Source organism: Paenibacillus sp. J31R30, from assembly GCF_059692115.1.
Genome location: NZ_JCAUAV010000001.1, coordinates 359,582 through 381,753, shown reverse-complemented (window position 1 = coordinate 381,753; position 22,172 = coordinate 359,582). Strand labels below are relative to the sequence as shown.

The 22,172-nt window shown below is 43.6% G+C and carries 14 protein-coding genes; 5 read left to right on the top strand and 9 right to left on the bottom strand.

Annotation, left to right across the window (positions count from 1 at the left end):
• Nucleotides 1–41: 41 nt before the first annotated feature.
• Nucleotides 42–1,475 carry an ABC transporter substrate-binding protein gene (locus AC58QO_RS01230; RefSeq protein WP_497263300.1) on the bottom strand — a complete coding sequence of 478 codons (1,434 nt, stop codon included), beginning with the start codon at nt 1,473–1,475 and terminating at the stop codon, nt 42–44.
• Nucleotides 1,476–1,539: 64 nt separating this feature from the next.
• Here AC58QO_RS01230 and AC58QO_RS01225 point away from each other — a divergent pair, with 64 nt between their 5' ends.
• The 3 genes from AC58QO_RS01225 to AC58QO_RS01215 all read left to right on the top strand — a co-directional run bounded on the left by AC58QO_RS01225 (nt 1,540) and on the right by AC58QO_RS01215 (nt 7,545).
• Complete coding sequence (locus AC58QO_RS01225; RefSeq protein ID WP_497263299.1) at nt 1,540–3,378, top strand: cache domain-containing sensor histidine kinase; 1,839 nt, start codon at nt 1,540–1,542, stop codon at nt 3,376–3,378.
• Nucleotides 3,347–4,972, top strand: a complete 1,626-nt coding sequence (locus tag AC58QO_RS01220; RefSeq protein ID WP_497263297.1) for a response regulator — start codon at nt 3,347–3,349, stop codon at nt 4,970–4,972. Before AC58QO_RS01225 ends, AC58QO_RS01220 begins: the two co-directional genes overlap by 32 nt.
• Before the next feature lie 236 nt (nt 4,973–5,208).
• Nucleotides 5,209–7,545 (top strand): SpoIID/LytB domain-containing protein, encoded by a 2,337-nt coding sequence (locus AC58QO_RS01215; RefSeq protein WP_497263295.1) that lies wholly within the window; start codon nt 5,209–5,211, stop codon nt 7,543–7,545.
• Between the two features lie 82 nt (nt 7,546–7,627).
• Here AC58QO_RS01215 and AC58QO_RS01210 read toward each other — a convergent pair whose 3' ends face one another.
• Nucleotides 7,628–8,539 (bottom strand): YVTN family beta-propeller repeat protein, encoded by a 912-nt coding sequence (locus AC58QO_RS01210; RefSeq protein WP_497263293.1) that lies wholly within the window; start codon nt 8,537–8,539, stop codon nt 7,628–7,630.
• A gap of 194 nt (nt 8,540–8,733) precedes the next feature.
• On the opposite strand from AC58QO_RS01210, the gene AC58QO_RS01205 reads away from it, so the two are divergent.
• Nucleotides 8,734–9,303 (top strand): dihydrofolate reductase family protein, encoded by a 570-nt coding sequence (locus AC58QO_RS01205; protein WP_497263291.1) that lies wholly within the window; start codon nt 8,734–8,736, stop codon nt 9,301–9,303.
• Between the two features lie 61 nt (nt 9,304–9,364).
• On the opposite strand, the gene AC58QO_RS01200 is transcribed toward AC58QO_RS01205, so the two are convergent.
• From AC58QO_RS01200 to AC58QO_RS01190, 3 genes are read right to left on the bottom strand one after another with little or no spacing between them, the layout of a single operon-like run.
• Complete coding sequence (locus AC58QO_RS01200; RefSeq protein WP_497263289.1) at nt 9,365–11,158, bottom strand: PAS domain S-box protein; 1,794 nt, start codon at nt 11,156–11,158, stop codon at nt 9,365–9,367.
• On the bottom strand, nt 11,130–11,972 hold the full coding sequence (locus tag AC58QO_RS01195; RefSeq protein WP_497263287.1) for a CheR family methyltransferase: 843 nt from the start codon (nt 11,970–11,972) through the stop codon (nt 11,130–11,132). Before AC58QO_RS01195 ends, AC58QO_RS01200 begins: the two co-directional genes overlap by 29 nt.
• A gap of 12 nt (nt 11,973–11,984) precedes the next feature.
• Nucleotides 11,985–14,690, bottom strand: coding sequence for a response regulator (locus tag AC58QO_RS01190; protein ID WP_497263285.1), 2,706 nt, complete (start codon nt 14,688–14,690; stop codon nt 11,985–11,987).
• A gap of 279 nt (nt 14,691–14,969) precedes the next feature.
• Between AC58QO_RS01190 and AC58QO_RS01185 the strand changes: the two genes are divergently transcribed.
• The gene (locus AC58QO_RS01185) at nt 14,970–16,442 is read left to right on the top strand and encodes a circularly permuted type 2 ATP-grasp protein (protein WP_497263283.1); all 1,473 of its coding nucleotides are present in this window, start codon (nt 14,970–14,972) and stop codon (nt 16,440–16,442) included.
• A gap of 195 nt (nt 16,443–16,637) precedes the next feature.
• On the opposite strand, the gene AC58QO_RS01180 is transcribed toward AC58QO_RS01185, so the two are convergent.
• The 4 genes from AC58QO_RS01180 to AC58QO_RS01165 all read right to left on the bottom strand — a co-directional run bounded on the left by AC58QO_RS01180 (nt 16,638) and on the right by AC58QO_RS01165 (nt 22,163).
• A complete protein-coding gene (locus AC58QO_RS01180; RefSeq protein WP_497263281.1) occupies nt 16,638–18,050 on the bottom strand; it encodes a PAS domain S-box protein in 1,413 nt (470 codons plus the stop codon).
• 164 nt (nt 18,051–18,214) lie between these two features.
• On the bottom strand, nt 18,215–19,603 hold the full coding sequence (locus tag AC58QO_RS01175; RefSeq protein ID WP_497263279.1) for a sialate O-acetylesterase: 1,389 nt from the start codon (nt 19,601–19,603) through the stop codon (nt 18,215–18,217).
• A 68-nt stretch (nt 19,604–19,671) separates the two neighbouring features.
• Nucleotides 19,672–21,231 carry an extracellular solute-binding protein gene (locus AC58QO_RS01170; RefSeq protein ID WP_497263277.1) on the bottom strand — a complete coding sequence of 520 codons (1,560 nt, stop codon included), beginning with the start codon at nt 21,229–21,231 and terminating at the stop codon, nt 19,672–19,674.
• Between the two features lie 59 nt (nt 21,232–21,290).
• Nucleotides 21,291–22,163 carry a carbohydrate ABC transporter permease gene (locus AC58QO_RS01165; protein ID WP_497263275.1) on the bottom strand — a complete coding sequence of 291 codons (873 nt, stop codon included), beginning with the start codon at nt 22,161–22,163 and terminating at the stop codon, nt 21,291–21,293.
• Between the last annotated feature and the right edge of the window lie 9 nt (nt 22,164–22,172).

The window sequence follows — 22,172 nt, the reverse complement described above, 5'->3', positions numbered from 1 at the left end:
TGCGGAACTGAATAAAATAATCTATGACAACCTTCAAAAATCTATTGCTTTTCCTTTAATGGATTTCGAGGGTCAAACTGTGGTTTCACATAATCATTGTAGTTGATGAGATTTCTGAGAACGGCATCGTCGAGCGAGCTGTTATACTGCATGGTCAGGTTATTGAGTATGTCAGCGGGTGTCTGAAGCCCCTGCATAATATCTCGATAAGCCTTCATGCGCGACGTGTCTCCTACATTTTTCGGTGAAAACGGGGTCTGAATATTTTGCAAAATAAATTTGGGTTCTTTCGGATAAGGTGATTCTTTCTCATTGGGAAGAAAGGTATCAAACTGCGACTGCAACGGTCGATATTGCGGATCATTCGTAATCCCTTCTAGGGTTGGTATCGCGCCCCCCTGCTTGTACAATGCTCCTAAATATTCAGCGGAATGTAGAAATTTCCACAGCTCCACCGCCTCTTGTTTATGCTTGGTATAGGCATTAATGGCGAACGGCGATTCGGGATAAATCATCAAAGCGCCCTTGCCCGAATCAGCAGGTGCACGCAGTGGCGGCATAGCAAGTCCCCAAGCAAAGGGCAACGACTTCATGCGGCTCAGCGTGACAAAATCACGGTTGGTGACATACATCATTCCGATATTGCCTTCTGCGAATTGTGTTAAAGCAGTATCGCTCTTGAGCGACGTTTCCCCTGGAAATAAGCCGCCTTGCTGCTTCATATCCAACATCGTTTGGAACCACGTCTTATACACCGAGAAGTCGTATTTCCCCTTAGCAAAATCATAATAATTAATGCCACTATAGGTGTTGGCTATTTCTAGAGCCTGTTGGAACCCTGCCCAATCCTCACCCGCAGGGAGCGCGAAGCCGTATTTTTGGTAGCCGGTACCTGCTTGGGAGATCTTATTCGCATAAGCTTTCAACTCCTCCAGAGTTGTTGGGGGATTCTCTGGTTTATAGCCGGCTCTCGTCAACAACTCTTTATTATAAATAAGCCGTAAAGTCGTCATACCCGATGGAATCGCATAGAAGTGATCGTTTTGCTTCGTAAAATCCAAAGCCCATGCTGGAAATGCCTGCAGATCCTGCTTGGAGACATATTCTGATAAATCCAACAACCAGTTCTTATAGATATATGGCGTTAACCATCCCGTTCCGATTTGAAAGACATCAGGACCTTCATCCGAAGTCATTCGCATATTCAGCATTTGGTCATATCGATCACGGGGAAGATTGATCACTTCCACATAGTAACCTGTATGAGTTGCATTGAATTGTGCAATTAAACTTTCAATCGTCTTCATTTCCTCAGAAGATTGCACAGCCATGGTAATTTTGGTTTTCATTTCAGTAGCAGCTTCTGTATCTTCGGTTGTATCTTTGAAACTGCATCCCATCATTGCGAATAGGACAATCGTGACAATTCCGACTAGCAGCCGTTTCATCAGCCCCAAACTAAAGCTTTTCTTCATAAATAAATCCCCTTATAATGTTGGTTAAAGCAGGTCAGTTCCGGCCCTAAAGGAGGCGAATGCCGTGCTCCGGAAAGTTACCGCTTATCTTTCACTAACCCGGACAAGCTTGAAGTACCGACTATTGCTCTACTTCTTAATTTTGGTTATTCTGCCAACATCGATTATTTCGGTAACCATTTATAATGAGTCCTACCAAACCATTACAGAAAACATGAATGTTTCCGTACAAAAGAACCTCAAAATGGTAGAAACGATTTTGCTGAAGAAATTTGAAGAAATGGACGGGGTAGCAGAATCGATCTATTTGAACCCCGACATGATTGAGATTTTATCGGCTGAGCATCCTACCGATCAAGTCTCTACCGTTAACGAGCTTGCGAATTTAAATAAAATCATTGACGGTTACCATGTAACAGGCGGACCGCAAAGCCAATTCGTACCGAAACTGTATATGCTAGACAGGCCAGAATACCTGCAGTACAACTTTTCCAGAAATGTGTCGACCATCAGTGAAATTGAGCAGGAAGCATGGTACACCAATCTGCCTCCGAAAGCACAATATGCAATCGCAGGGTTGTATGCGCATTCATCTGCTAATGGAACCGCTTATACGATCAAGTTAGCGAAACGACTTTTCGGCTTGAATAATGTTATCATTCCGTATGTTGGGCTGCTGACCATTGATGCGGATATTAACGATTTTAACGACATACTCGCCCAGCTTAAGCCTTCCAAGAATAGCTCCATTCTCATCATGGACAGCAAAGCTAACGTCATTGTGAGCCCTGATTTATCTTTACTTGACCAAAGTCTCAGTACAGCTCCCTATATTCAGAGCATTATGAACAAGCGCGACCGAACCGGCTCATTCGGGGAGAAGATTCAAGGAGAGTCCATGCTTGTCTCTTACAGTCAAATCGGCACGTTAGGTTGGACTGTCGTGTCCGTCTCTCCGATTACCGATCTGAACGGCAAGCTCATCTCTTTCAGGAAAGTGATGTACGCGGTGTTGGCGCTATGTATGGTTCTCGCTTTTGTCATCGCCTTGCTCTTATCAGGAAATATAACGAACCCGATTCGCAAATTTATTAAATCGATGTCTTATGCGCAGGAAGGCAACTTCGATATTCAAATTCAATATAAGCGCAAAGATGAGTTTACTTACCTGTTCAGCGAATATAACAAAATGATACTTCAGATCAAAGAATTGATCAATAAATTGTACGTTAGTGAGATCAAGAAGAAAGAAGCGGAATTAAAAGCGCTGCAGGCGCAAATTAATCCCCATTTCTTATACAATACCTTGGATTCCATCAACTGGATCGCCTTGCGCAACAATGTACCCGATATCAGCCATATGGTGACCTCTTTATCAGACTTTTTCCGCTACAGCTTAAGTAAAGGGCGAAGCATCATCCCCATTGAAGATGAGTTGAGGCAGGTTGAGAGCTACTTGTCGATCCAGCAGGTTCGCTTTAAAGAACGGCTGGCCTACTCCATTCAGGTAGAGCCTGAGGTGTACGGGCATTATACAGTGAAGCTCATTCTTCAGCCATTAGTAGAGAATTCACTGCTGCACGGTATTGAAAAGAGGCGCGGCAAAGGCAGCATTGCCATCAGAGCCTACAAACAAGAAGATCAGATTGTCATCGAAATCAGCGACAACGGCATTGGTGCGAATGTGTCTGAACTCAACGCGATGCTGCAAAGCGACATAGGTTCAGGCAAATCGTTCGGCATGATCAATGTGGATCAACGGATTGTACAAGTTTTCGGAGAGGGCTGGGGCATTCGTTACAGCGAACAAGAGGGTCCCGGACTAACGGTCACCGTGACTTTCCCGGCAGTTTCAACACTGGAAGGGTTGGATGAAAATGCTCAAGATGATCATAGCGGATGATGAATACAATGTCAGAGAAGGATTGAAGGAAGTCGTCCAGTGGGAGGAACTAGGCATCGAAATCGTGGCTGATGCTGCCGACGGACAAGAAGCATTCGAGCTTTGCCGGCAATTAAAACCGGACATTTTGCTCACAGATATTCGCATGCCCATGATGGATGGCCTTGAAGCGGCCATGAAATTGAAGGAGCTCGAAGACCCTGTCCGAATCATCATCATCAGCGGAGCACAGGATTTCAATTATGCGAAAACGGCATTAAGCTTGAACGCTGACGGCTATATTCTGAAACCTATCAAAATTCCCGAACTGCAGGACACCGTAAGAAAAGTCGTCTCCTCCATTTCCATGGAACGCAACCGCGAGGAAAAAAGCCAGCAATTGCAGCAACAACTGCACGAAAACATGCCCGTTCTGCGCGAGAAGTTTCTAGCTAACTTGACGCAAGGTATTTACAAAAGCGAACAAGATGCTCGGAACAAAATGGACTTTTTTGAGATTCCCTTGGACATGAACAGTCATCTTGTTGTGGCCGTGGTTCAGCTTGACGATTATGACAAAGCGATCGAGAGGTACACAGAAGAACATAAACAGCTTTTAAATTTCTCTGTGGGCAACATTTTGGAAGAAATCGTTGATCGCAATCAGGCTGGCATAGCCTTTTACATGAACGAGAATGAATATGTCATTATTTTCAATCAAGCTGCCCAGCGTGACAATCGTCATCTAGCCATTTGCCAAGAAATGATTGACTGTATTAACACGTTTCTGAAAATGTCCATTTCGGTAGGTGTCGGCAATCCAATCCAGAAAGTGTACGACCTGCACTACTCCTATCAGGAAGCACAACTCGCCATCGCGTACAAATTCTATACCGGCAAAGATTCCATTCTGCAGATCAGCGATTTCCAAACGAATAAAAACAACATCGAATACCCTAAGCTCTACGAAATTGAAACCAAATTGATCAACTTCATGAAGTTAGGCAACAAAGATGAAGTGTCTAGTATGGTTGAGAACATTTTCGAGACCCTTTGTGCCAATCACAATTTGCCAGTCGATTATGTGCAAAGTATTTGTATCGAGCTGATCCATATGGCCTCAAGAACGCTCTACGAGTTTGGGGAAAATATCCATCTCATCATTCCTGAGTATGCTGCCTTGTTCAGTGACGTTTACAACAAACGTGAAGCTTCCGAGCTTCGCGACACTATGCTCTCCCTTTTCGATCAACTGACGCATTACTTCGCTCAAAAGCAAACCAACAAAAACAGCCGGACCATCCAAAAAATAAAAGACATTATATCTAAAAGCTATATGGAAAACCTCACCGTTGCCAGGCTGTCCGAAGAAGTCTACTTGTCACCGAACTATATCAGTCTCATTTTCAAACAGGAAACGGGCGAAAGCGTTACAGAATACGTGACTAAAGTGCGCATGGAAGCCGCCAAAGAGCTGTTAAAAGATCCCGATCTGAAAATATTAGACGTCTCCGATATGGTCGGCTATGAGAATTCCACGTATTTCAGCACCGTATTTAAAAAATACACAGGGGTGCATCCACAGAAATATCGCGCACTTTTTCAGATATCCTAGCATGCGTACAGCAAGCCTTGCCCAAGGAAAGCTTTGGGTTTAGGCTTCTTTTTTCGTTACATCCGACCTATTTCGCTATTTTTGTCGAATCTTTTCTAGGATTTAGGACATATGGGCATGTGAAACATTCCCAGTTATACTAGGGTTTGAAATAAAATTCCAAAACTTTAGATTATTTAATATCATAGTGAAATTTTATTTCAAAATTTTGCAACACAAAGGAGAGAACCAAAGAAATGAAATCATTTATTTTCCGCCCTTTTATTTTCATATTTTGTATGTTTTTGGCGTTCGGATCTGTAAGCGCTTTATCAACTGCTTATGGTGAGACGATTGAACTGTCCCCGCTGAAGGAAAAGATCCTATCCAAAAATTTAACCAATCATACGTTGGAGTTAGAACTCGCTGGCACTCTTCCCTTAGCTGATCATACAGATGTCTTTCAAAATGTGAGCGGACAATGGTTTACCAAAAGCTTAAGCGATGTCATGGTCGGAGCGAAAAATGCGGAAGTTTATAAAAATACAGCTGGGCAAATTGCCCGGATTGTCCTTCAAGGCGAAACTCCGATGAACGTGATGCGTGTCGGGATTCGTGTTGATATTTCCAACATTGCGGATATGACTCAACTGAACCACGCCAAAGTAGATCTCAAATCGGCGCAAGGATTTCAGCTGACGGATAAAATAGCTGGTCAAAGTATTGAAGTTGCAGCTGGAAGCCTGCTTTCCGTTGCTCCTGACAATGGGAAAATGAAAGTAACTGTGAATGGTGCAGAACTATACAATACCTCGAATAGACTCTATGCAGTACCTTCCAATCCTGCGCAGAAGTTAGAAATATCCTCTATTAAAAGAGCACCAAGCACACCTCCACAATACCGAGGCGTCATGGAATTATTCTTGAACCCTGACCATGATAAGCTGCGCGTAGTAAATGAACTAGGCATGGAAGAATACTTATATCAAGTCGTTCCAAGTGAAATGCCTGCTAGTTTTGGATTGGAGGCACTGAAGGCGCAAGCAGTGGCAGCAAGAACGTATGCGCTGACTGATTATTCTTCCAACCGTTTCGCCGAACAAGGTTTCCATATTGATGACAGCACGCTAAGCCAAGTGTATAACAATTCAGCAGAGAATACATTAACTACGCAAGCTATCAACGAGACAGCTGGTCAAATCATGATGAGCGGACAAGATTTGGTTGACGCCCGCTTCTATTCAACTTCAGGCGGGTTCGGCGCTTCCAAACATGAAGTTTGGTCAGACATTATTACGAATAAGTTCCCTGGAACTCCACTTCCGTATCTAACAGCAGGCAGCTACACCTTCGATTTGACTGACAGCAGCAAGCTCTTCCAGATGAATACCCAAGATGAAGCGGCCGTTGGGGCCTTTTACAAAAATCTGGCTTACAAAGGCTACGACTCCGATTCCTTGTATTTCCGTTGGAAGGTGGGGATGACCAATCTGGAACTAGAAAAAACAATCAATGCCAACTTGGGTCTGAGGTATACGGCTGACCCTAACTTCATACTTACCCGTGTTGCAGACGGTTCTTTCCAAAGCCTGCCGATCCCAACCGAAGGAATTGGAGCTTTCAAAACGATGTACGTTGCCAAACGAGGTGCAGGCGGTAATATTACAGAACTTGTCGTGGAAGGCAGTACAGGGACATACAAGATCGTCAAAGAGTTCAATATTCGATTTACAATTCGACCAAACAAATTGTATACCGGAGGACCTGACATTTTAGCTTATCGAGCTAAAGGTGGCGCTACGGATTATGACCCGAGTGCAACACTTAAAAATCCGAGCATCCTCTACTCCGCTTTCTTTACTTTTGACATAACAAGAGATGCTAACGGTGCTGCGACAGGCGTAACCTTCTTTGGAGGGGGCAATGGTCATGGCGTAGGGATGAGCCAATTCGGTGCCTCGATGCTGGGTGGAATGGGCTGGACGTATGATCGGATTTTGAATGCTTATTACCCTAACATGCAATTCCATAATTACAACACTAGCAACCTCATCTTAACCCGTATTGAAGCCAATGGACCTAGTGTACTTAAAGTTGGAGCATCTGCCCTGCTGCAAGTGAGCGGCCTGTACACCAATGGATCCCGTGCTGACATTATTTCTGGCGTGAACTTCACTTCAAGTGCACCCGAGGTTGCTGCTGTCGACACCACCGGTAACTTAACTGCGGTTAAAGCAGGTAGTACTATGGTGACAGCTTCTTACAACGGCAAACTCGCTCAGCTCGAAGTTAAGGTCGTACCTGCCAAGCCTGTAAGCATACAAATTACTGGATTGCCAGAGAAGCTGAAAACCGGTGAAACGGCTAAGCTTAAAGCAATCGGAACTTATGCAGATGGCAGCACGGCTGACTTAACGGCATTCAGTGCTTTCACATCAAGCGACGCACAGTTAGCTACGATTAGTTCCAGCTATGAGTTGCTTACAATAGCTAAGGGAGATGTGACCGTCAACGCATCCTATGAAGGCGTAACGAGTCCTACCGTCTCTGTTAAAATACACGGTAACTTTAATGATAAAGATAAAGATAAATAACAAGAAATCATAGCCTGCCAGACCATTGACAAAAGATCGCCAACCACCTGTTTATATCGGTGATTGGCGATCTTTTGTGATGCTATAAAGGGATAATAGCGAGCCCCGAAGCTGCGTTTCCTACTGTTATCGTGTCTTTAACCTTATTATCCTTGATTCTGATAACAGAAACTGTATTTTCTCCAAAATTGGCAACATAGGCAAATTTACTATCTTCTGTAATGGCTACAATACCAGGTTTAATCCCCACCGGTATGGTAGCTATTACCTTGTTAGTTGAAAGCTTGATGACGGAAACGGTGTTATCCCCTTCATTACCAACGTAAGCAAATTTGTTGTTAGGGGTTATGGCGACACCGATCGGTTTCGTGCCTACTTTAATTTTTTTAAGAATCTTTCGGCTTCGAACCCCAATAACCAAAACTTCTTCATTCGTGGTGACATAGGCTAATTTGCCGTTCGTCGTGAAAGCAATTTGATCGGGACCAACACCAGCTTTGATCGTGTCAATCACCTTATTATTTTTCACATTGAAAATTGAGATCGAATTCCCGTCGTGATTGCTTACAAATCCTAGCGTTCTCGTGCCCTTCTTCCGAGGCGTAATGGTTACTCCTATCGGATTTTTCCCGACCTTTAACGTTTCAATAACGCGTTGTTTCTTTATACTAATGACTGAAACCGTATGATCAGCCGAATTCGTCACATAGACAAACTTTCGTGATGTACCTACATCCGATGGAGCTTCTCCGACCTGAATGGTTCGGATAACGGTATTTGTTTTTCTATCGATGACTTGCGCGGTGTTATCACGTTTATTGACAACGTAAGCATACTTCCCATTGGGCGTAACGGCAATCTCAAAAGGCCCACTACCTGTCTTAATGGTAGCCTTGACCTTTCTTGTTCGGGTATCAATTACTGACACGGTATCATCGTTGAAATTCGTGACATAAGCGAAATGAAATGATGGCGAAGGTTTACACGTAGTCACAAGGAATGCCCCTCCTTAAAATGCTATCTTATTCTATTCTATTAATTCGCTTAGAGGAGTGGCACGGCCATTTGTAGATATTTTGTCCTATGCTTGAGGTCTGGCCTATTTGATAACTCCCCGAATAATTAGTATAATCCGAGTAAGAACATATATTCCCGTATATATGTAATCCTTATTCAGGAGGCAGAGTTATGTCCAATAACGTCCAACAGAGAAGAATCATTTTAGATTTAGCAGTGACTTTAGATGGTTTTATTGAAGGGAAAAATGGCGAAATAGATTGGTGCATCATGGACCCGGAGATGGGGTTCACTCACTTTTTGAATCGAATTGATACGATTTTCTATGGTAGAAAAAGCTACGATTTATGGGGACAATATAAGCCAAATCCGAATGACTCGGATACCGACAAAGAATTGTGGGAATTGGTTCATAGTAAAGAGAAATATGTGTTTTCCAGAATACACAAAGAGACTGATCATCAAGCCATCTTTATCAATGAAAATATACTTGAAGAAGTATATACATTGAAGAATAAGCCTGGCAAAGACATTTGGCTATATGGCGGAGCAAGTCTGATTACTACTTTTGTCAATTTAGGGCTTGTTGATGAATTTAGACTATCTGTTCACCCTGTTATTTTGGGAGAAGGAAAACCGATGTTTATAGATATCAATCAGAGGTTGAATTTAAAATGGGTTAACACAAGAACGTTCTCTTCTGGTGTTGTGCAGCTCATTTATCATTGCGAAGGTAATTGAATTTGTACCGAAACTTTCCTCAAGAACTCTCCCCCTCTAGAACGGGCTGAGTTCTTGAGGATTATTTCATAGATTGTAAACTAAAATTCACAAAAAATGTCGTGCCTTTTTCACAGGATTGTACCTTGATCACTGCATCATGCCGGGCAGCAATGCCGTAGCAGACGGATAAACCAAGCCCCGTACCACCCAATTTTGTGCTAAAGAACGGTGTTCCCAGCTTTTCGAGGAATTCTTCCTTGATACCGCTGCCCTGATCTTTTATTTCTAACACAACGTGTTCGTCGTCCGCATAAGTTTTGATCGTTATGATACCACCGTTCGGCATAGCGTCCAGTCCATTAAGCACTAAATTCAGTATGAGCTGACGCAGCTCCTTCTCGTCCAATTGAAGAGATGGGCAGTCGCCTAACTCCATCGCAATATCTTGATTCACTGACATGGCCTTAGATTGAATTAATGGGTACAGTGTTTCTATAACCGTATTGATTTGCTTTAATTTGCGATTCGTTGGGGCGCTAGCCCCCACGGAAAGAAACTCTGAAACGATATTGTGCGCCCGATCCAGTTCTTCGATCATAATGTCCGTATATTCTTTTGTCGGATGGCTCTTAGACATCTGTAAAAAACCTCGAATCGTCGTTAACGGATTCCTTATTTCATGCACGATGCCTGCTGCCATTTCCCCCGTTAAATTTAACCGATCAAGGCGAACGATCTCCTTCTCCAGAAACACCCGCTCCGAAATATCGGTTACTACACTGAGTAAACATGGCTCACCATGAATCTCTATTACTTCGCTGGACATCAACCCTTCGCACAAATCACCCGACTTGGTCATATAACGAATTCGGAGATTTCGGGATGGCTTCCAAGGATCATATCTCCCCGAAGCCCCTTCACTTCTATCATTCGAGTCAACCATGTATTGCAACAGGTCAAAATTGTGATTGATTACTTCGTGTTTTTCGAATCCGGTAGCGCTTAACAGGCTTTCATTTACGTTAATATAACGTTTATCTTTCATCGATCTCAAGGCGATCAAGCAGGGTGTCGTGTCAAATATTTTACGGAAACGCTCTTCTTCCATCATTTTGCGCTCGGTGATATCGCGGATCGAAAACACATAGATCTGTTGTCCAACGATACTCGCTTTCCCGATTTGAATTTCAACAGGGAACTGCACAGCATCCTTGTGAATGGCCTTTGTTTCAATGTGCTGCGATTCACGACTCACCTCGCCATACGGGAAGGAGAACAGCTCTGGAACAAGGCTATTAATCGGCTGACCAATCAATCTATCAGGCGAATAGCCGAACATTTTGGCCGTGGCTGAATTCAGCGTTTGTATAATGCCTAATTCATCAACAGTTACGATCGTGTCAATGGATGTTTCACCGATGACCCTCAATAATTCATGCTGCAGCTTGATTTGCTCCTGATAGTGATACATCTGAACGAAAGCTTCAATTTTCATTTTTAACGTATCGGAATGGTAGGGTTTGAAAATATAATCGATAGCGCCCACAGAATATCCGTGCTTTACATGCTCTTCCGCCTGGCTTATGGCCGTTACGAAAATGATTGGAATATGTTTGGTGCGCTCTCTCATTTTAATAAGCCTCGCCGTTTCAAATCCGGTCATTCCTGGCATTTGCACATCCAACAAGATGACGGCAAAGTCTGTAGTCAACACATGACGCAGTGCCTCTTCGCCAGAGTTTGCGCGGTACAACTGATAATTCGGTGAGGTCAGAATCGCTTCAATTGCAATAAGATTTTCCGGACGATCGTCCACGATCAAAATATTAACAATTGACACCTTGCTATTTAATTTTTCGATAAAGTTTCGCATTAAGCTCAATCTCCTTATAACAGTCTGCGAAGCTCGTAAACGTGATACTTTCTTTGTGACCCAGACCGAGAAATCCAGAGGGAGTCAAGCTTTCATAGAACAATTCATGTACCCGGTTCTGCAGCGAAGAATTAAAGTAGATCATGACATTACGACAAATAATAAGGTGAAACTCATTAAATGACTCATCGACTGCCAAATTGTGCTGGGCAAATATGATTCCTTCTCCTAGAAAGGATTGGAATTCCGCGCGGCCGTTCGTGATGGTTACGTAGTCATCGATGGATTTCTTACCACCTGACAGCATGTAATTTTGTGTATATTTGGCGATGCGTTCGAGTGGAAACGATTCAAGTTTGGCTTCTTCAATACACGCTTCACTCATATCGGTGGCATACATTCTCGTTTTATGAAGCAAGCCTTCCTCATGCAGTAAAATGGCCATTGAATATGCTTCTTCGCCCGTTGAGCAGCCTGCATGCCAAATACGAATACTGGGATAATCCTTCAATAGTGGAACGACTGTCTGCCGGATTACCTTGAAAAAGCTTGGATCACGGAACAATTCCGTCACATTAATGGAGAAGTCATCTGTCAGTTTCTTAAATGTTTGGCGATCATGCAGCACTTTTTCCTGTAGGCCTGAAACCGTTTGAAGTCGCTCAGCATAGATGCGATGCCATATTCTACGGCGTATCGTCGAGAATACATAGTTACGATAATCAACGCCATAATGTCTATAAAGCGCTTCAAGCAAAAGCTGAATTTCAATTTTCTCCAATTCATCGACTGGCTCTATCTCCATCGTGCTCATGGCCACATCCACCTATCTATTAAGCCAAGTATGTATAAGGGCAAATAACTGTTCAAGCTTCACGGGTTTACTGATGTAATCAGATGCGCCCGCCTGGAAGCATTTCTCTCTGTCGTCCTTCATTGCTTTGGCTGTTAAGGCAATGATTGGCAGCGATTCGAAGCCTTGCATTTGCCGTACGGCACGCATCGTCTCATAGCCATCCATTTCAGGCAGCATAATATCCATGAGAACGAGATCCACGTCAGGGTGCTCTTTCAGTACTTGCAGGCATGCAAGGCCGTTCTCAGCGAAAAGCACGTGTGCCTTTCTGCCTTCCAAGGCAATTGTCGTTGCATATATATTACGCATATCATCGTCAACAATTAATATTTTTTTGCCTGCCCAACCAACATGATCCTCTTCAACATCCCTATCTTTGGTCTCGACGATAACAGGCTCTGAAATGGTTGCCGCTGACTCTGCGTGCAGAATAAAGGGAATATCGGTCGCATGCTTGACATCGCTAGGAAGCACAAGGGTGAAGACACTTCCTTTTCCGACTTCACTATTCACCATGATGTCTCCATTTAATAGATGAGCCATATTCATACTGATGGATAGGCCCAATCCAGTGCCGCCGTATTTGCGGTTGGTTGTACCGTCCGCTTGCTGGAATGCTTGGAATACAAGATTCTGCTTGTTCTTGGCAATTCCGATGCCGGTATCACTAATCGAAAACGCAATTCCAGCCTGTATGTCAACCTCATTCTCAAGCTCTGACAACTTGCTTGTGTGCGCTCGATGAATATGCAGCTTAACTTCGCCGCGCTCAGTGAATTTAAAGGCGTTGGAGAGTAGATTTTTAATGATTTGCATTAAGCGCTGCTCATCTGTGAATAAGGTTGGCGGTAGATCAGGATCCAGTATCGTTGTAAACTTAAGTCCTTTCTGACGCGCTACGGGTAGGAACTGATTTTGTGCAAATAGGGCTACACTCTGCAGGCTGACCATCCCCTGGACAAGATCAATTTTGCCTGATTCGACCTTCGATAAATCCAGGATATCGTTAATTAATTGAAGCAGGTCATTACCTGATTGATGAATCGTTTGAGCGTATTTCACCTTGTGTTCATCCAAATTACCGTCCTGATTCTCTGCGAGAATGCTAGATAAAATAAGCAAGCTATTCAGTGGAGTTCGCAGCTCATGTGACATATTCGCCAAAAACTCAGATTTATATTGTGAGCTTTGTGCTAGCTGCCTAGCTTTCTCCTCTAGCTGATTCTTCGCCTTTTCCAATTCCTTCGTATTCAGCTCAGAGTTCTTGTATTGCTCCTCCAACTTTTCATTAATGCCCCTCAGCTCTTCTTGCTGCATCTGCAGCTCCTCAGACTGGGCTTGTAATTCTTCGGTTAACGCCTGTGATTCTACCAGCAGCTGTTCCACCTGCATGCGTCCAGTAATGCTATTTATAACGTTCCCAAGATGAGTTGATGTTTGCTGCAGTAATGTTTGTTGTATCGGGCTGAATGTGACGAATGAAGCTAATTCAATGACCGCTACGACCTCATCTTCAAATTGAACAGGCATAATCAGCAAGCTTGCAGGGGCTGCCTTCCCTAATCCAGAGGTAATCTGAATATAATTTCCCGGGACTTGATCTAACAAAATCATACGATTTTCCAAAGCTGCTTGTCCGACGAGTCCCTCTCCAAACTTAAAGGACTCCACACCGATGCCCGACTGATGATTGGCATAGGCTGCCAACTTACTCAACTGCTGGCGCCTGCCAGTACCTTGCTTTAAATAAAATACGCCATAGGTTGCACCAACAAGTGGGGTAATGGTTGTAATAAACAGCTGTGCCAATGCTTCTAACTGATGGACGCCTTGAAACTTCGTAGCCATTTCGGCAACGTTTGTCTCCAGCCAGCGTTTCTCTTGTTCAAGAATCGAATAAGTTTCCAAGGTTTTGGCCATTTCATTAAAGGAATGTGCGATATCACCAATTTCATCCTGTGTTCTCACTTCAATATAAGGAAGTTTGGTCGTTATTTGGGAATCGTGGGTAAAGCCTGAAATCACACTTGTAATTTTAAAAAGATTTCCAGTTATGCGTTGAGATAGTAGAAGTCCAATCAGCAAGGTTAAAAAGAAAGTGATCACAGTTAACATCGCCGTCATTCTGTTGACGAAATCTACCCTTGATTTGCTTGCTTCTTTTCCTTCATTTAACAATTCCTGTTGATCATCAGCTATTGTTTTAGAAAGCGGTACCAACTTTTGTCCTAATGGCAGCACGACTTCTTTAAAATAGGCCAGCGCAGCCACCTGATCATTACTTTTTTCTAGATTAGTTAGTAATTGCTCATAGCTTCTCATGAAAGCTTGATTGTTGTCGTCCAGCTTCCGAAAAGATTCCCTCACCTCTGGCTGAGTTGCCATGTAGCTAGCTTGTTGAATAAGCAAATTTAACTGTTCATTCGATGTTTGTAATTCTCGTTTGAAATCCGGATCTTGGGTTAAGAGATAGCCTCTTAAGCTGTTGGTTTGCTGCACGGACCAATATTGAATATCTTTAGCCTTACTTAGTACTTCTACCCGTTGATCGATTAAATCATAAAACAAGTTATTTAACTTATCGTTGTTGTAGTACGCGATGATGTTTACAGCTGTAACAAAGAAAGAAACCGATAAAAAAGCAATTAGCAGCTTACTTCGAATCGTGAATCTCATGCAGGCATCTCCTCATTCATCTATACAAAGCAACAAGTAGGTGAAAATACACTAATTCCGTGTGGTTTACTAGACATATAACTAAGAGTAACATAACCGCTAACATTTGTAAGGAGGTATTTTCTCATCCGTCACAAAATTGACATATTTAACCTTGGTATTTCGACACACTCCAATTGATCGCTTCCTCTATACTTAACTTGTTGTCAGTATGTTATAAAAATTCACATGCAAGGAAATGTAGAATCAGATAAGGAACATTATTGGAGGGATTCCGTTATGGCCATGCTGATGATGAAGAGTAATGCGAAACACTTATTTGCTGATTATGAACAATTGGCTTTCTACGATGAAATGTTTGAAAAAAGAGGCAAAGTAAGAGCTCGTTATGGCAAAATGTTTAAGCGATTGTCAAACATCGGGATTGAGGAGTTAAAGCAGCGTGATGCCATTATGCAATCGGAGATGGTTACGCAAGGAATTACCTTTACCCTATACAGTAATAATCCAGAGGAGTCCTCGCAAGAGCGGACAATTCCATTTGACTTATTGCCACGGATGATTACTTCAGAGGAATGGCTTCAACTGGACTTGGGCTTGCAGCAGCGTGTTAAAGCGCTGAATCTTTTCATATGGGATATCTATCATGCTCAGAATATATTGAAGGATGGGCTAATTCCATCCGATTTGGTTTTGAATAATCCTTACTATGTACCGATGATGGCCGGCCTGGATGTGCCAAACGGAAACTATATTCCATTATCGGGTATTGATATCATACGCGATCATGCTGGGGAATTTTATGTGCTTGAAGATAACTTAAGAACACCTTCCGGCTTGTCCTATACGTATAAGAACAGAGACTTAATGACGAACTTATTTCCTGAGTTGTTGTCCGACTATAGGGTTCGCGATCTCGATCAAGGTCTACAGGCTTTATTAAGCAGTCTGCAAAGTCTGGCTCCAGCTTCGAAACCCGACCCGCTTATCGTATTGCTTACTCCTGGGATGTATAACTCCGCCTATTATGAGCATACCTTCCTAGCACAAGAAATGGGAATCGAGCTTGTCGAAGGGAGTGACCTTACAGTCATTGATCGATGTGTTTATTTTAAAAGTGAACAAGGACTGCGACAAGTAGATGTGATTTATCGAAGAATTGATGATGCTTATCTGGACCCGCACGTGTTCAACAAAGATTCTCTGCTTGGCGTGCCTGGTCTGATGGATGCGTACCTTGCTGGAAATGTCGCGTTAGCGAATGCGCCTGGAACCGGTGTTGCCGATGATAAAGCAGTGTATGCTTACGTGCCGGATATGATTCGCTATTATTTAAATGAAGAACCGCTACTGAACAATGTGCCTACTTACATTTTATCAAGACCGCATGAAAGAGAGTATGTGCTGTCCCATTTGTCCGATATGGTCGTCAAAGAAAGGTCGTTGTCAGGCGGCTATGGCATGCTGATCGGTCCTTCCGCAACAGAGGAAGAAATTAAAGCGTTTGGTGAAAACATCGTCCGGCATCCAGAGCGTTATATTGCTCAGCCTACCATTAAGTTGTCTTGCAGTCCTTCACTTGCTGGAGACCGAATATCTCCCCGTCATATCGATTTACGCGCCTTTACTTTTTTGGGGCCGGAAACTTACGTCGTGCCAGGCGGATTAACCCGTGTGGCGCTGAAACAAGGATCACTTGTAGTAAATTCTTCGCAGGGCGGCGGTACGAAGGATACGTGGGTTTTAGCTTAACTAGTCGTTTGGCGTGACCCTATCATCGGATATGCTCCTCTAGTTAGTGCCCACAGTCTAGACACTTTGAAAAAGTGTTCAGACTGTGGGTATCTTTTTTAATCGATATCAATGGGGATTAAAAAAGATGACCCCTGTGCCATACAGGAATCATCTTCGGTTACCGCAATTCACTAAGTGTTCCATCGAGATAAGTTAATTTTTAAAAGGCAGTACTATCTCAACAGTCGTTCCCTGATTAATTTTGCTGCGAATTGACAATGTACCTGAATGTCCTTCGACAATACGTTTGCAAACCATTAGTCCTAATCCAGTTCCATTCGTCTTTGTAGTGAAGAACGGCTCCCCTAACTGGGCTAACTTATCTTCAGAAATGCCTACGCCTTGATCTTTGACGCAGATAATCAAGTCTTGATTCAATCGATTTCTGCATGAGATATGTATGAATCCCCCGCTATCCATAGACTCGATCGCATTCTTCAACACATTAATTAACACTTGCTTGATTTGGTCTGGTATACAATAAATGACGGGTAGTTCTTGATCCATGTCCAATTGTATTTGAACGTTATACAGAAGAGCATGCGGTTGTAAAAAACCGATTACACTTTGAATAAGCTCTATCGCCTTACTCTCTGTGTAGTAATTCAGATGTGGTTTGGCAAGTGTCATAAATTCATTGACTACATAATTGATATGTTCAAGTTCTTCCATCATCACATCAACATAGTCTGTATTTTTGGATTTTAGTAATTGTACAAACCCCTTCAAGGAAGTCAATGGATTACGTATATCGTGTGCGATCCCCGCTGCTAATTGACCGATGAGCGCCAATTTTTCGGATCTAATAATCGCTTCTTCCGACTTTTTACGCTCTGTGAGATCACGAATCACACTCTGTACGACAGGTTGCCCCAAATTTTTATGAACATAAATGGAAGATATTTCTACATCGAAAAAAGTGCCGTCCAGCTTTCGCATCTTTCTCTCAATAAATTCACTGTAGCTATCCATATCCGTCTGCATGACCTGCTCAAGTCGCGCTATGATAACATTCTTATCATCTGAATAGAAAAATTCAAAGATTGATCTTCCTACGAAATCGGATGAAGCACCGCCAAAAAGCTTACAAGCCGCATCGTTCACAAACTGGATGATCCCATCCTTATGCAGCGCAATGGGTTCAGGATTTAGTTTAATCAACCTGCTAAACTGTCTTTCTCTTTCTAATAGCTTTTCTTCTTCTTTTTTCTTTTCACTAATATCCCTTTCCACACCGACAAATCCAATGACCAATCCTTCTGAGTCTTTCACAGGTGAGGCTGTTTCATTCACAAAAAAGGTAGATCCGTCTTTTCTAAGTTTTAACGCTTCGTAATTCTTGATTTGTTCTCCGTTTATTAAAGATGCAAATAGTCGAAGCGCAGCTTCTTTATCATGATCAGGAGTCATTGGTAATACTTGCCCGATTATCTCTTCTCTCGTCCACCCATGCAGCTCTTCAAATTTCTTATTAACCTCTAGCACAGTTCCGTTAACATCAACGATTACTATACCATCGGAGGTTAAATTCATTAATGAATCGATTAAATAATCTTTCAGTTTCATGAGTAAACGTCCCCTACTACAAACAAGTGATTTAGGTTTTATTCGTCTCCCATAGGCAAAACCCTTTATTCATCGTCCAGTAATTTGTAAAAAATTTGAATAGGCATCCACCGTAGCCCAATCATTGTTCTATGGAACTATGCGCTTTAGATCGTTACAGTGAATTAAGGAACATGAACCAGACCAAATAATGGCAGGGGTATCCCCAACTCATCTCTTAAATTAAGTGCCGGATAGTACCCTGCGCCATACTTCAGCTTAGCTATATAAGAAATATTTTGCTCGAAACGTAGTATAACGGACAGCCGACTTTCTGAAAGAATAGATTCGGCGGGCATGACTAGCTGGTCATCCCATTCAATCTGGAAGCCGAAAACTCTATCAACTTGTTGGAATGAGCCGTTCATACCGGTAAAATGGACCGTCAATTCCGTACGATTGGCGTTCCATGTGAAGGCGCTTGGACGCGGGCCAGTTGGACAGCTTTCGCCATATGCGAGCCTTAACGCTTGCCAAGCAAATCGTTTGCCGATTTTCTTCAAAGAGGCGGCATCCAGATGAATAGGATCGGAAAGTGTAGCATCAGCCGTTGATATAAGCGCACATGGCATCAAGACCTGCTCTAGACGTAATTGCTCGTTTTGAATAAAGTCCCACCAGCTTTCATGCTGCTTATCCCACGAATGAAAGTGTGCCAATTGTGCATAAATAAAAGGCAGCTGAAGCTCCTGCAAATCTTCTCTCAGGCATTGGACGAACGCCTCCATTCGCTGCGCATACATCGCAGCATGCTCTGAGTTGGCATCGCTCTCTCCCTGATACCATAAGCACCCCGCCACTTTGCCACCGGTTGCCTTAACACGGCGGAGCATGGAACCATATAAGGAATGCCCTCCCTGCGCTCGAAGCGTTGGGTCCCATTGCGTCATCCTTGTTCCCCCGTGCGCACAAACGATGAGTCCGACGGGGACACCGGTATTTCCCAGCAATTCTTTGCCGAACGAAATGCCCAGACTTGCCCCGCGCGACCTCGTCTGCCGATCCTTGATCCGCGCCTCCGAGAGATTCTCCTCTGGAACGCTCCAATGTACAGGATCAACAGCTTCGAAATACCAACACATAGGATCCTCCGCTATGCCCCAACGGTCATCGAGGTAGAAGCAGCTCACACCCTCTTGTGGCTCTTCAACTTCGAGAAGTGTGCCGCAGCCTTGCATATTGGATTGTCCGGCAAGTATCCAGAGATCTCCAACGCGTACAGGCTCGACCTGTGTCTCAGCAATCAGCACTTGCGTTAAGCCATCACGAATTCGAAATTGCAGACAATGACATCCTGTCGACAGTCCAGTAAGAACGCCATCGAAAGAATCATGATCTCGGATCCATCCTGCCACTACCCAGTCACTGTCCATCGCGGATCGTACTTCAACTTTTCCATTAGCCGGCAATGAAAGCTTTAATGTATACGTCACTTGGGCTACACCCATCGCATCACGCTGATACACCCTTTGCGGACTTGGTCCTTCCACTTGTATGCCAATAGGTTCATTCATTACTCTTCTCTCCCTATAAAATAAGGAAAGCAGCCGTCGTGCACTGCTTCCCCCATGTCATCATTTTACTATTTACCTGTTTCCATTTTCTTAATATATTCGTTCATTTGCTTCACATAATCGGTACCGCCGTTTTTGTACCAGCCTGCTAACAACGCATCGAACTCGCTAGCTGGCAATTCTCCAATCAGAATTTTCATCGTCGTTGTATCCCATACCTTCTGGTAATCCATGTAGTTTGGCTTCTTCGCAGCCTCCGGCTGGAAGCCGAGATCCTTACCAGGGACTACGGTGTCTACTGACTTTTTCAGCCATGGCTTCACTAGATCCACAATATCCTTAGGGGTTCCTGTTGTGATGAAGAATTCGGTATCATTGGCTCTACGCATGGAGTTACGGCGGATATAGAATTTCGGCGGCGGCGTAATCGCCTTCTTTTCTGTCCCCGTTAATGTGTAATCCGAACCTTCATAACCATCAACAACTACAGGCCACATTTCATCGGAAAGCCAAGAATTGAACAAATCAACGACCTTCTGCGGATTTTTCGCATTTTTTGTTACTGCCCAGAAGCCCCATAGACCGGTTGGACTTGTCGCCAGATTACCACCCTTGACCTCGCCTTTTTCGTTCTTCACATGAACAAAAGTCAATTCCGCATTCGGCTGCAGCTTTTTCATCTCCGGAAGATGCCATGTGTAGTGTCCAGCGAAGCCGGGATAAACCCCAGTCAATCCGCGCCAGAAGCGTTCGCGCTGCTTCGTCCCGTCATTCGTTGCAGAATCCGGATCAAAGACGCCTTCTTTATAGAGTCTCCCGGAGAATGCGAGGGCCTTCTTAAAAGCTTCCCCCTTCTGATCATACATCGGGTTCATATACTCATACTCGCCACCAGTTGCTTTTTGCCAGCCTAAGATGTCAAAAGGCCCTGTTAGAATCGGATCTAACACCTTGCGTGCGTTATACGCCCCGGCGTAGCCGTAGGTATCGTTTTTCCCGTTTTTATCCGGATCGTTGAACGTGAATTTTTTTAATATGTCCTCAAACTGCTCAATGGTAATTTCCCCGTTAGCCGGTGCCTGTAAGCCTACATTCGTGAGCCAATCTTTCCTTACCCAATAACCGTCGTTGCGTACGACAGAAGTCCGCGGAATACCGTAAATCTTGCCGTCTTGATTCACCTTCAACTGATCCCAGGAGGCTTGGTACGTATATTTGTTGAGGTTGGCAGCCGATTTCAGATAATCGTTGACTGGAACAACAATGCCGTCGCGAACAGCATTTTGAAAAGCCTGATCGGTCGTATTTTCGAAGAAAACAATGTCTGGATATTCGCCAGAAGCGAGCATAAGTTGAAGTCTCTCCTTATACCCTGTGACCGGAGGAATATCGAACGTTAACTTCACGTTGTTCTTCTTTTCCAACTCCTCAATAAACTTGGCATCTGTGACCGATATTTCGGGTTGATCATGCATCGCCATGATTTTTAATGCGACTGGACTTGCTGCCGGTTGTGTGCTTGCTGCTGCTGTTGAACCTGGATCTGCATCTGTTGAATTGGACGCACAAGCTGTTAACAGCATCATACCTGCAAGTGCAACTACCATTCCTTTACGTTTCCTACTCATACCTTATACCCTCCTCATGTAAATAAAGCTGAACTATATAGTGCGGGTTTCCCCGATGACTATCCTTTAACGGAGCCTAACATGATCCCTTTAACAAAATACTTTTGTAGAAAAGGGTACACACTTAAAATTGGAATCATGACGATCATTAACGTGGCGTACTTTAAGGTTTCACTCGTCACCTGCTGAGAGCCCGTCTCTGCGGCATTCGATTGCTGAGCCATCATACTAGCCGCTTCAATCACCTCACGCAGGTAGAGCATGAGCGGCCAATTCGTAACACTGCGAATGTAAATAATCGCATTAAAAAAGTTGTTCCAATAGCCTACTGCAGCGAACAAACACAAGGTCGCAATAATCGGTTTCGATAAAGGCACGATAATACGAAATAAAATATAAGGATCCGATGCGCCATCCATTCGAGCTGCTTCTTCCAGCTCCTCGGGCAGCGATTCAAAGAAATTCTTCATCAGAATGAGACTGAAGCCTGAAAACAATGCCGGCAAAATTAATGCCGCAAGGGTATCTAGCAGCCCTAATGAGCGCATCAAGTAATAATTGGGAATCAATCCCCCATTGAATAGCATCGTGAAGACGATGAGCACCATGAAGAACTTTCGACCTTTGAGCACACTTTTGGATAAGGGATATGCCGTGATGATATATAAGAAAATACCAATGCTTACTCCGCAGATCGTAACAATCAGCGTATTCATGTAGCTTCTCCATAGCAATGCGCGCGACATGATCTCTTGGTATGCAGCTAAGTTGAATTCATGCGGCCAAATCATCATTGGATTATTGACGTAGGCCGTGTAGGAACTCAGGGACACTGAGGCTACATTGATAAACGGATACAGCATCACCACACAGATGAGCGTGAGCAGCGTATAGTTGATGGCATCGAATAACTCTAGTTTCTTAATGCTCATGTACTCTCA